Source organism: Mesorhizobium sp. M2A.F.Ca.ET.067.02.1.1 (assembly GCF_004023285.1).
Classification (GTDB): domain Bacteria; phylum Pseudomonadota; class Alphaproteobacteria; order Rhizobiales; family Rhizobiaceae; genus Mesorhizobium.
The window spans coordinates 1-11,029 of the sequence record NZ_RZSB01000120.1 but is presented as its reverse complement, the minus strand read 5'-3'; the positions used below and the strand labels follow the sequence as shown (position 1 = coordinate 11,029).

Below are 11,029 nucleotides of genomic sequence, written 5' to 3'. Positions count from 1 at the left end.
GCGCCGTCGACATCCGACTGGCCGATGTCGACACCCTTCTGCAGGATGCCATAGAGCGTATCCAGCGCGCGGCGCGCCTGTTCGGCGGCCGAAGCCGAGCCCTTGATCGCAAGCTGGTTGCCGCGCGAGCGGATATCCACGCCGAGCTTCTGCTCGAGCCGCGCCAGGTTCTCATCGAACTGGCCGTAGAGGGCGCCGGCAAGCTTGTTGTTGTCGAAGGTCAGTACGATGTGCGCCATGTCGGAAGCCCCGGACGCCTGGTTCTGGGGCGGATTCTTCAGTTCGGCAGCGCTCAACCGTCTCTCCTCATCTGCCGAGGCTTGTGGCTAGGCCAACTCGGCGAACAGGCTGTTGGGGCCTGTCTTCGTGATTCGCACATCAATAATGTCACCGATTCCACCGGCCTTGTCGTCAACAATTACCGGGTTCAGCCATGGCGAGCGGCCAAGAATCTGACCGGGGCGGCGACCTGGCTTCTCGATCAGCGTGCTGACGGTGCGGCCGACCACGCTGGCTATGAAATTCTGCTGCTGATCGTTGATCAGCGCCTGCAGGCGCTGCAGCCGTTCGTCCTTCACAGTTTCGGAAAGATGGCCGTCCATCTCGGCGCCCGGCGTGCCAGGACGTGGCGAATATTTGAAGGTGAAGGCCGAGGCGTAGCCCACCTCGCGCACCAGCTTCAGCGTCGCTTCGAAATCCTCGTCCGTCTCGCCGGGGAAGCCGACGATGAAATCGCCCGACATGGCGATGTCGGGACGGGCGGCGCGGATGCGCTCGATAAGCGCCAGATAGTCGCGTGCCGTGTGCCTGCGGTTCATTGCCTTCAAAATCCGGTCGGAGCCCGACTGCACCGGTAAATGCAGATAGGGCATCAAGGCGGGCAGGTCACGATGCGCGGCGATCAATTCGTCGTCCATGTCGCGCGGATGGCTGGTTGTGTAGCGCAGCCGCGCCAGTCCGGGGATTTCCGCAAGCCGGAACAGCAGGCGGCCGAGACCCCATTCCTCGCCATTGTCGCCAACGCCGTGCCAGGCGTTGACGTTCTGGCCAAGCAGCGTCACCTCGCGCACGCCGGCCTCGGCCAGCCGCTCGGCCTCGGCGACGATCTGCGCCACTGGGCGCGAGACCTCCGCGCCGCGGGTATAGGGCACCACGCAGAAGGTGCAGAACTTGTCACAGCCTTCCTGCACCGTGAGGAAAGCGGTGACGCCGCGCTTTGCCAATTCGGCGCGCTTCGGCTGCGGCAGATGCTCGAACTTGTCCTCGATGGCGTATTCGGTCTCGACGACCTTCTCGCCGCCGCGGACCCGCGCCAGCACGTCGGACAGCCGGTGATAGGTCTGCGGGCCGATGACCAGATCCACCGCCGGAGCGCGGCGGATGATTTCCGCACCTTCGGCCTGCGCCACGCAGCCGGCGACACCGATCAGCAATTCACGGCCGGCCTCGGCGCGCTCGGCCTTCATGTCGCGGATGCGGCCAAGCTCGGAATAGACCTTTTCCGCCGCCTTCTCGCGGATATGGCAGGTGTTGAGCAGCACCAGATCGGCGTCCTCGACGGCGTCGGTGGCGACATAGCCGTCGGCGGCCAGCGCATCGGTCATGCGCTGGGAATCGTAGACGTTCATCTGGCAGCCATAGGTCTTGACGAAGACCTTTTTCGCCGTGCGGTCAGTGGCGGCCGAGCGCTCGGCGGCAGCGCCGATGCCATGGCTTTCAATCGTGTTCAGTTCCATCGGGCGGCTTCTAGCGCCTTTCCGTGACAAAAAACAGACGATTCTGCCCTGTGGCCCGTCGTGCGCCTCGACTTCACCGGCTCTTGGCCGGGTCGGCGAGGATACCTTGCATCATCTCGCGCACCTTGGCTTCCATCAGCCTCGCCGTTTCCTTGCGGTTCGAACCCTTGGAGAACGGCACCGGCTGGCCGAAATGCACTTCGGCATCGATCGCGCCTTCGGCAAGCAGGGTTTTGAGATGCGGCATCAGATCCTGGTCGCCGATCCAGGCGGTCATCGGCCGATGGCGGCGACCCATCGGCATGCCGTGCAGGCGCGTATAGGCGATCGCCACGGGCTGGATGAAGACTTGTTCCGCAGCGCCCTCCGAGATTGCCATCGAGGCCGCGCCGAACAAGGTGCTCTTGAACGGCAGCACGAGGTTGCCGTCACCGGTCGAGCCTTCGGCGAACAGCACCATGGCGTCGCCTTTCGCCATCCTCTTGGCGATCTCGCTGGCCTGGTCGCCGGAGGTGCGCTTGCGCTCGCGCTCGATGAAGACGGTGCGCTGCAGCTTGGATAGCATGCCGATGAGCGGCCAGCCTTCCATGTCGGCCCGGGCGATGAACTTCACATCGACGAAGGAGCCGAGCACCATGATATCGGTCCAGGAAATGTGGTTGGCCGCGACCAGCAGAGGGCGGTCTTCGGCCAAGCTGCCCGTCACATGCACCCGCATGCCCAGCGCCCGCAGGATCATGCTGTGCCAGATCTTCAGGATGACAGTTTCGGGCCACAGCCCCGTCTTCATCGACAGGATCTGCAGCGGCACCAGCACCAGGGAACAGACGACCACATAGAAGAGCGCCAGGAAAATCCGCAATTTCTCGATCATTCGCTCCGGCCCTATCGCGCGGATTGGCTAGCGAAGATCGCGGCGCATGACAAGCGCGCCGGTCGGGCCGTGCTCGGTCGAACGGTAATAGTTCGGGCGATGGCCGACCTGGATGAAGCCGAGCCTGCGGTAGAGCCCGATCGCGGGCGCATTGGTCTCGTCGACCTCGAGGAAGAGCGCTTCGGCGCGCTGCGCATGAAGCTCGCGCAGCACCGCGTCCATCAATTGCCAGCCAAGGCCCTGGCGGCGATGGCTGCGGGCGACGGCCACGGTCAGGATCTCGCCCTCGCCGGCTGCGAGCCGGGCGAGCACGAAGCCGACCGGCGGCTTGGAGCCCTGACCTGTTTCCCGCGCCGCATAGCCGAAGACCGTGTCCTGTTCGAGGAGCGCCGCAAACTCGCCATCGGTCCAGGGCCGCACGAAATCCTCGCGGTGCAGCACCGAAACAGCGGCGCTGTCGGCGACCGTCAGCGGTTCCAGCGCATAATCCCTGCGGCGCGGCTGAAAGAACGGAATGCGCATCAGGGTTCGCTTCCCTTGTCCTGCCTTGGCAGAATGAAACCCGCCTGCTGCTTGGCGTCGGCGCCACGCAGATAGAGCGGCTTCGGCTTCTCGCCGGGTCCCTTGGCGGCGGCCAGCCTGGCATAGGTGGCAATATCGGCGGTGGCGGCGACCGGACCGGTGTCGAAGGCACGACCTGCCGCGTGGGCAATCCGCGGCGCGGCGGTTCCGACAAGCACCGCTTCGGCGCTGATGGCCATGGCCACCGCCTCGGCAAGCGTAGCTACGGATGGTCCGTAAGTCTTGGCTAACGCTCTATCATAGAGCGCCGCATGGATTTCCTCGCGCCCGGCGTCGAGCGCTGCAAGCACCGCGCGCCCGGGAAAAGCCTTCGCGCCCTCGGCTGCCAGGGCTTCCAGAGTCGTCACGCCGATCGCCGGGATTTTCAGCGCCAACGCCAGGCCGCGCGCGGTCGATACGCCGACGCGCAGGCCGGTGAAGGAGCCGGGGCCGATCGAGACGGCAACGGCGTCCAGGTCAGGGTAGCCGACGCTGGCAGCTTGCAGGGCGGTCTCGATGACGGCCATCAGATGCTCGGCGTGCCCCTTGCCGAGATCGCGCAGCTCGCGGCCAAGCTCCTTCCCCGCGTCTGCGTCATAAACGCAGGCGGCGCAGAGACTGGCGGCGCAGTCGATGGCAAGCAACTTCATACGGGCAGCTTCATGGGCCGGTTAACGAACGGATCGAAACACAATTCCCTCTGCCCGGCATGGGGCGCCGCCGCAAGGGCCAGGGCGCAGAAATGTTAAGCGGCTTTGCTTCTAGAGCGCTTCACCGTTTCACGGAAACGGCGGGCCGCCCTATCTCTTTGTTTTGACGCAATTCCGGACAGAGGGTAACGGCGAACGCGCCGAACCTAACCGCTCACACTTTTCCCGGAAATTGCTCCAGGCGCGGCGATCACGCCGTCGCGACAATGCGCAGCATATGGTTGTCCCAGACATAGTCCGGCTCGGAACGGATGGCGCCGGCGCCGCCGACGATCTCGCCGGCGCCGGTCGTCGCCATGAAGCCGCTGCCGTCAGGCGCAAGCCCACAGACCTCCACCAGAGACCGGGTCGCAACCACGCGGCCGCTGGCGGCATCGATGACAGCCAGCGAATTGCCCTCCGGCGAGGTGACGGCGATCGTGCCTGTGACGGCATTGGCGGCGACCGAGCCAATGTAATTGCGGAAGCCGGAGAGCACGTCTTGCGGCATCTCCACCAGTTCGAGTTCCTTGCCGCGCGCGGCGCGGCCAACCAGCGCGGGGCGGTCTGTCGCCGGCCCGCGATATTGGCAGCCGAACCAGACGGTGCCCGCCTGGTCGCGGTCCATATGGCGGATCGAAAGCTGATGAAGCGCCGGCGGCAATTCATGCTTTTCGATCAGGTCGCCGGTGATGCGGTCGACCAGCGTATAGGATGGCTTCATCGTCGCGATGTTGAGCTCGGCGCGGCCATAGTCGGGATGGGTTTCGATGCCGCCATTGGCGATAGCCAGCGTTCGGCCATCGCCGAGCAGGAGCAGCTCGTGAGGGCCCATGCCATAGGTCGGGAACTCACCGACGCGACTGAACCCGGCCTTCGCGTCATAGACGCCGACGACACCGGCCGCGTTGTCGAAATCGTTTTCGGTCGCATAGAGCAGCGCGCCGTCGGGCGAGAACACGCCATGGCCGAAGAAATGCCGGCCGGCGATGCTGGCAATGGTCAAAGGCTTGTCGCGGCCGGCATGGTCGAAGACGACCGCGAAAGTGCCGGGCTGCCGGGCAAAAACGACCGAGCGTTTCGACACCGGATCGAAAGCGACGTCGTGGCCGCGGTCCGGCAGATCGATGCTGTGCAGGATCTTGCCGGCCTCGGACAGCACGGCGGCGCCAAAACTGCCGTCGCGCTTGACGAAAGCCGTGGCAAACACCGCGTCCGCCGCCAGCGTGTCGGCCCAGGCGCGCGGCGCCATGGCGGCGGCGAAGCCAGCGCCCGCGGCGCACAGGAAGTCGCGACGGTCGATGAGGGGAGTTCTCACGGCATCAATCCCCATCCAGCGACGAGAAGCCGGCGGTCAGGCCGAACTCGGCGGTCATCCTGGTGCCGATCAAGGTCGACAGGCTCGAGGTGATCAGCGCGAAATGTTCGAGCTTGTCGCGCAGCGCGGGGTCGGCGAGCGCCTTGTCGATCGGGCCGGGGATCGATTTCGCTGTTGTCACGCCGTTGCTGAGCTGGATGTGGATGGACTCGGCCATCCACTGCGCGTCGGCGGGCAGCGCATCGCCTAGCTTGGAAGCCTGGAACAGTTGGTCGATGCCGGAGAGATTTCCGGCCAGCGAAGCCGCCGTGTTCCGCGAGCGCCAGTAGATCGCCTGCTTTGGCTTGTCGGCGTCCGGCTTGGCGCCAAGGAAGCCCTTGAGCCGCACATCGCGCATCATGTCCAGCTCGTTGATGAAGACGCCGACCAGTTCCGTCACCGCTTCGTTGCCGTCGCGGTAGAGCGGGTTCTTCGGGCCGGGATGAGCCCAGAGCGAAGCGAAGCCGTCGGGCTTTTGCCAGGCATCGCGCACCTCGCCGGCCATGGTTTCGACGTTGCCGGCGACCGCCTCGCCATAGGCGCAAAGATAGGGCTCGTCCTTCCCTGCAAGCGTTTCGGCGCCGTCGCCATAAAGCACGTATTCGAGCGCGCCGAGGCCCTGCATGGCGACGCTCTTTTGCGCCAGTTGCACCGGATCGGTGGCCGACGGGTCCTTCGATGCGAGCGTGGCCTGCACTTGTCTCAGGCCGATGCTCTTGCGGTCCGGCCAATAGAGCATACGCTCCAGCCGGTTGTTTTCCTTGATCGGCCCGAAGGCGATGATCTCGGCCACAGACCAGGCCTCGACCGTGCCGGAAAACGCCGAGCGCGCCGCTTCGAGATTGATTTCGGACGGCGCTTCGCAAAGCTGGTGCATCGCCCTGGCCAGGCCCGCCGCATGCTCGTCAAGACTGGCATAGGCGGGGCGGACGAAGCCATCGATCGCGCGCTCGATGACGTCGGAAGCCTTGACCGCGGCTGATGCCGGCAAGGCAGCGGCCAGAAGGAAAGGAAGAACAAGGACCAGGCATTTCGACATCAGAGCGACGCGTTTTAGCATCAGAGGGACTCCAGGAATTTGATCAACGCATCGCGATCGGTCGCGGCCGCCCCGGCAAAGCGGTCGCGGGCGTTCTGCCCCTCGCCGCCATGCCACAGGATCGCCTCGGCAAGCGTGCGGGCGCGGCCGTCATGCAGATAAAAGGCATTGCCATTGACTGTCGCGGTGAGCCCAATACCCCATAGCGGCGGGGTGCGCCACTCGCTCCCCGTGGCTTCTCCAACCCGTTGTCGGTCCGCAAGGCCCTCGCCCATGTCGTGCAGCAGGAAATCGGAATAGGGCCAGATCAGCTGGAAGGCCTGCGCCTTGTTGGGCGTGCCGCGCATGGTCACGAATTTCGGCGTGTGGCAGGAAATGCAGCCCATTTCGTAGAACTGCTTCTTTCCGTCGAGCACTTGCGGTGTGGCGATGTCGCGCCGTGCCGGCACGGCCAGATTCTGCGAATAGATGGTGACGAGGTCCATCACCGGCGGCGGGGCTTCGGCCGTGCCCAGCCGCTGCTGCACGCCGTTCGGCATGGCCAGGCAATCCTTCTCGGCCACCGTGCAGTCACCCCAAGGCTTCGGCATTTCAGGAGTCGAGATGCCGATATCGCCGGCAAAGGCGTCGGCCGCCTGCTGGCGGATCGAGGCGGTCTGCGCCTTCCAGCCGAAGCGGCCCAGGGTCACCGCACCACTCAACTCGTCGCGCACGATGTTCGGCCGGCCCGAAATGCCATCGCCGTCGCGATCGTCCGGATCGGCATGGGCAAGGATATCGGCTGGCGCGATCTGCTCGATCAGGCCGAGCCCGATCGTCGGCGGCGTCAGGCGCGGCGACAGCGTGGTGCGCGGATCGAGCGGGCCATAGCCGGGATTTTCGACGGAATAACGCGGCTTGCGCAGCGCAACGGCGGTGCCGTCGCCGAGCATCACCTTCTCCTCGGAGTACTCGACGCGCACACGGCCTTCGCCCTTGAGGCCCGGAACTGCCAGATCCTGCAATTGCGTGCCATAGACCGGATCGGGAAAGTTCAGCAGCTTGTGGTCGGCGAGCGCCGCTTTTTCCTCTGCGCTGCTGGCGTCGCGCGCGAGCCTGAGGAACATCGACGTCGATCCGGCATCACCTTGCGGCGGGCGGCCGCGGCCATCCTTCAAATGGCAGTTCTGGCAGGCGCGCTCGTTGAACAGCGGGCCAAGACCGTCGGAAGCCTGGGTCGACGACGGCGACGACACCCAGTTCTTGCGGAAAAGCGCATTGCCGAGCTTGAAATTGCCCTCTTCCTCGAAAGTGATGTTGGCGGAGGACTGCGAGAAGGCATCGCGGTTGACGTCCTTGCGCGAGGTGCCGGCGCCGCCCTGCATCAGCTCGAACGGCTCAGGCCTGGTGAAGTCGGTCGTTGGCCTGGTGACGGCCAGGACCCGCGCCTGGTCCTTCGGCGTCAGGTCGGTGCGGCTCGTCGGCAAGGCGGCCGGCTCGCCGGCCAGCGTGGGTGCGGAAAGCACGATCGCCAGCAAAAGCGACGCCCCGCGACCGGTCCGGTATCGCGGGGTCTTCTGAAGCGGCAGGCCGTCGATTGCGGCCCGCCGCGCGCGGCGCGAAAAGTCTACGGGGCGCCGCATTCCCGCATGTCCTTACTCCGCCTCGTTGGCCGAGTCGGCATTGAGCAGGCCGTACTTTTCCTCGCCGATCGAGGCGAGCAGGTCGAGCTGCGTTTCCAGGAAGTCGATATGGCCTTCCTCGTCGGTCAAAAGGTCCTCGAACAGCTTCATCGAGACGAAATCGCCTTCGTCGTGGCAAATCTCGCGCGAGCGCTTGTAGGCGGTGCGCGCGTCATATTCGCCGGCCAGATCGGATTCGAGCACTTCCTTGACGTTCTGGCCGATGCGCAGCGGCGCGACGGACTGCAGGTTCGGGTGGCCTTCGAGGAAGATGATGCGCGCGATCAGCCGGTCGGCGTGATGCATTTCCTCGATCGATTCCGCCCGCTCCTTCTTTGCCAGCTTGGTGTAGCCCCAATCCTCGAGCAGGCGATAATGCACCCAGTATTGGTTGACGGCCCCAAGCTCCAGAAACAGAGCTTCATTAAGCCGCTCGATGATCTGCGGTTCGCCTTTCATGGGTTCTGCTCCCGTATTGGCCGCGCAAGCCTCGCACGCGATCCAGGTGTGAAACGATGTCCACGCCGCCCATCTGTGAGCGGGCGTGGTAGTTCTCGGTGACCCGAATGATCGTTTCCACCACATTTGGGAAACAGCCGCAACAGCGGCCGCGCTTGCGCATCGCGTGGTAGACCTTCGCGGGCACGATCAACTGCCAGGGATCTTCATCCAGCAGGCCGATGATCGTCTGCTCGATCTCCTTCTCGGTGATGATGTTGCAATGGCAGATCAGCATTGACTTGCTCTGGCTGACGGCGCCGGTCCCGCGCCGCTTGGCTGGTATCGAGATCTAAACTTACTTGAACACCTTGTCGGGTGCGTCGAGGCTGTCGGAACCCTCGAAGGCGATCTGGTTCAGCTTGAGCGAGCCGACGGCGCGCTCGATCGACTTGGTCTGGTCGATCAGCGCGTCGATCGCCGCCTGCACGGTGGCGTTGCCTGCGGTGTTGCCCTCGGCAATCTGCTGGTCATAGGCCTCGCTGGCCAACGCGCGCGCCTTGATGGCCTCCATCTTGGCGACGGTGGTGTCGAGCTTGCCCGACAGCTCCTTGTCGATCGCCGGATCGGCGGCCTTCACCATGTCGGACACCGACGGACCCGAAACCACGGAACCGTCGAGCCGCTTGTAGCTGGCATGGTAGGCGTCGCGGATGCCGATCGCGTCATAGAGATGCGAGTTGTAGGTGTTGTCGGAGAAGCAGTCGTGCTCCTCCTCCGGATCGTGCAGCAAAAGGCCAAGCTTCATGCGCTCGCCCGCCAGTTCGCCGTAGGAGAGCGAGCCCATGCCCGTGAAGATGGTGGAGATGCCGGTATTCGCGTCACCGTCCGTGAGGTTCTTGCGCGCGGCGCCGTCTTCCTTCCAGTTGTTGACCATCTCCTGCAGGTCGGACACCAGAAGGTCGCTCGCCGATTTCAGATATTCGGCGCGGCGGTCGCAATTGCCGCCCGTGCAGTTCTTGAGGTCGTAATCCGTATAGGGCCGCTCGCCGGCGCCCGGACCGGTGCCGTGCAGGTCCTGTCCCCAGAGCAGGAATTCGATCGCGTGATAGCCGGTCGCGACATTGGCCTCGACGCCGCCGGCTTCCTGCAGCGTGCCGGACAGGAATTCCGGCGTCAGCTTCGAGGCGTCGACCTTCTTGCCGTTGATCTCGATTTCCTTGTTGGCGATGACATTGGCCGTGTAGAGGGCGTTCTCGTCCGACTCGGTGCCGTAGCTCTTGGCGACATAGTCGATCAGGCCCTCATCCAGCGGCCAGGAATTCACGCGGCCTTCCCAGTCGTCGACGATCTTGTTGCCGAAGCGATAGACCTCGGTCTGCTGGTAAGGGTTGCGCGCCGCCTTCCAGGCTTCGCGCGCGGCGTTCAGCGTGTCGGCGGAGGGGCTGGCGATAAGCGCATCGACGGCCTTGTCCAGCGCCAGCGCGGTGGTCAGCGAATCCTCGTATTTAGCCAGAGCGATGTCGGCATAGGTCTTGATCACCGCTTTGGCGTCGGTCTCGGCTTTCGCCGGCAACACGAAAACCGCCGCCGTCAGCGCAGCCGTGGCGCAGATCGCAGCGAGCCTGCCGCCATTACGTGCCGTCATCATCTTTCTCCAGTTCCATGGAAATTCAGCAAAGGGCGCGTGCGTCCACTCGCGCCGAGGCATGAGCATGCCGGGAAAATTGGTGGCCGCGCCGATGCGCGGTTCGCGATAAAAAGACACCCTCTTGCCTCCAATCGAAAGGGTTCAAGGCCCAAACATCAAAGGGATACGCTTTGCGCGCAGTCCTCCATAAAGCGAGGGAGAGGCCGGGAGTCAACTGGCGCGACGGAAAAAATTCAATTGAAACAACAGTTTAGAATTATTCTAAACTACGAATGTCAACTTTTAAGCCAGCACTGCCGCTGACTCGATTGACAGACAGCCATTCTGGGTGCGACCCGATCCTCGGGTCTTGCGGCGGCGGCAGACAATCGCCACTTGGCGCAAGGGCTTAGATTTGCAAACAAAAAAGGATTGCGATGACGAACGGGGTTGTGATTGTCGGTGCGGGCCATGCCGGCGTGCAGGCCGCCGCCAGCCTGCGCGAAGAGGGCTATGATGGGCCCGTCGTCCTGATCGGCGACGAGCGGGAACTGCCTTATCACAAACCGCCGCTGTCCAAGACCTTTATCAAGGATCCCGAAGCCAAGCCCCAGCCCTTGCGCGGCGAGGCATTTTATACGGGCAACACCATCGACTACCGGCCGGGCATGCGCATCGACAGCATCGATGCCCGCGCGGGCCGGTTGAATCTCGCAGGCGGTGGAACGCTCGGCTTCGACCGGCTGGTGCTTGCGACCGGCTCGCGGCCGCGCCTGCTCAAGCTCGACGGCGCCGGCCTCGCCGGCGTGGTCTCGCTGCGCTCGCTGGCCGATGCGCGCCTGATCCGCGAGCTCAGCGCGCAAAGCGAGGACGTGGTCATTCTCGGCGGCGGCTTCATCGGGCTGGAGATCGCGGCGACGCTGAGGGCCGCCGGCCGCAACGTCACGGTCGTCGAGGCCGTCGACCGGTTGCTCGGCCGCGCCGTGGCGCCGATCATCGCCGCACATGTGCGCCAGCGCCTGGAGGCGATCGGCGTGCGCATCC

11 protein-coding genes and 1 pseudogene are annotated in these 11,029 nt (G+C 64.5%); 1 reads left to right on the top strand and 11 read right to left on the bottom strand.

The features are described 5' to 3' along the window. The 11 genes and pseudogenes from EOA28_RS11810 to EOA28_RS11760 form a co-directional block, all read right to left on the bottom strand. Positions 1-239: pseudogene (locus EOA28_RS11810) on the bottom strand (phosphate starvation-inducible protein PhoH); the annotation flags it as partial. An 87-nt stretch (positions 240-326) separates the two neighbouring features. Further along, a complete protein-coding gene (gene miaB / locus EOA28_RS11805; protein ID WP_127250144.1) occupies positions 327-1,736 on the bottom strand; it encodes a tRNA (N6-isopentenyl adenosine(37)-C2)-methylthiotransferase MiaB in 1,410 nt (469 codons plus the stop codon). A gap of 73 nt (positions 1,737-1,809) precedes the next feature. Further along, a complete protein-coding gene (locus EOA28_RS11800) occupies positions 1,810-2,610 on the bottom strand; it encodes a lysophospholipid acyltransferase family protein (protein ID WP_127250145.1) in 801 nt (266 codons plus the stop codon). A 27-nt stretch (positions 2,611-2,637) separates the two neighbouring features. Continuing rightward, complete coding sequence (locus EOA28_RS11795; protein ID WP_040985961.1) at positions 2,638-3,132, bottom strand: N-acetyltransferase; 495 nt, start codon at positions 3,130-3,132, stop codon at positions 2,638-2,640. Next, complete coding sequence (gene tsaB, locus EOA28_RS11790; protein ID WP_126079424.1) at positions 3,132-3,821, bottom strand: tRNA (adenosine(37)-N6)-threonylcarbamoyltransferase complex dimerization subunit type 1 TsaB; 690 nt, start codon at positions 3,819-3,821, stop codon at positions 3,132-3,134. The genes EOA28_RS11795 and tsaB overlap by 1 nt, the downstream gene beginning before the upstream one ends. A 250-nt stretch (positions 3,822-4,071) precedes the next feature. After that, positions 4,072-5,178, bottom strand: coding sequence for a DUF1513 domain-containing protein (locus tag EOA28_RS11785; RefSeq protein WP_126079425.1), 1,107 nt, complete (start codon positions 5,176-5,178; stop codon positions 4,072-4,074). A gap of 4 nt (positions 5,179-5,182) precedes the next feature. After that, a complete protein-coding gene (locus tag EOA28_RS11780) occupies positions 5,183-6,277 on the bottom strand; it encodes an imelysin family protein (RefSeq protein WP_189342021.1) in 1,095 nt (364 codons plus the stop codon). Next, positions 6,277-7,878, bottom strand: a complete 1,602-nt coding sequence (locus EOA28_RS11775; RefSeq protein WP_127250146.1) for a di-heme oxidoredictase family protein — start codon at positions 7,876-7,878, stop codon at positions 6,277-6,279. The genes EOA28_RS11780 and EOA28_RS11775 overlap by 1 nt, the downstream gene beginning before the upstream one ends. Positions 7,879-7,890: 12 nt before the next feature. After that, positions 7,891-8,376: a bacterioferritin gene (bfr, locus tag EOA28_RS11770; protein WP_040985970.1), complete on the bottom strand. Its 486-nt coding sequence runs from the start codon at positions 8,374-8,376 to the stop codon at positions 7,891-7,893. Continuing rightward, complete coding sequence (locus EOA28_RS11765) at positions 8,342-8,653, bottom strand: (2Fe-2S)-binding protein (RefSeq protein ID WP_126079427.1); 312 nt, start codon at positions 8,651-8,653, stop codon at positions 8,342-8,344. The genes bfr and EOA28_RS11765 overlap by 35 nt, the downstream gene beginning before the upstream one ends. 60 nt (positions 8,654-8,713) lie before the next feature. Continuing rightward, positions 8,714-10,003, bottom strand: coding sequence for an imelysin family protein (locus tag EOA28_RS11760; protein ID WP_127250147.1), 1,290 nt, complete (start codon positions 10,001-10,003; stop codon positions 8,714-8,716). A gap of 419 nt (positions 10,004-10,422) precedes the next feature. Here EOA28_RS11760 and EOA28_RS11755 point away from each other — a divergent pair. After that, positions 10,423-11,029, top strand: a 607-nt coding sequence (locus EOA28_RS11755) for an FAD-dependent oxidoreductase (protein WP_189342020.1), incomplete at its 3' end; no start/stop codon positions are given.

Coding starts and splice junctions, on each gene's coding strand:
- miaB (WP_127250144.1), bottom strand. CDS start 1,736: ATGGAACTGAACACGATTGAAAGCCATGGCATCGGCGCTGCCGCCGAG.
- EOA28_RS11800 (WP_127250145.1), bottom strand. CDS start 2,610: ATGATCGAGAAATTGCGGATTTTCCTGGCGCTCTTCTATGTGGTCGTC.
- EOA28_RS11795 (WP_040985961.1), bottom strand. CDS start 3,132: ATGCGCATTCCGTTCTTTCAGCCGCGCCGCAGGGATTATGCGCTGGAA.
- tsaB (WP_126079424.1), bottom strand. CDS start 3,821: ATGAAGTTGCTTGCCATCGACTGCGCCGCCAGTCTCTGCGCCGCCTGC.
- EOA28_RS11780 (WP_189342021.1), bottom strand. CDS start 6,277: ATGCTAAAACGCGTCGCTCTGATGTCGAAATGCCTGGTCCTTGTTCTT.
- EOA28_RS11775 (WP_127250146.1), bottom strand. CDS start 7,878: ATGCGGCGCCCCGTAGACTTTTCGCGCCGCGCGCGGCGGGCCGCAATC.
- bfr (WP_040985970.1), bottom strand. CDS start 8,376: ATGAAAGGCGAACCGCAGATCATCGAGCGGCTTAATGAAGCTCTGTTT.
- EOA28_RS11765 (WP_126079427.1), bottom strand. CDS start 8,653: ATGCTGATCTGCCATTGCAACATCATCACCGAGAAGGAGATCGAGCAG.
- EOA28_RS11760 (WP_127250147.1), bottom strand. CDS start 10,003: ATGACGGCACGTAATGGCGGCAGGCTCGCTGCGATCTGCGCCACGGCT.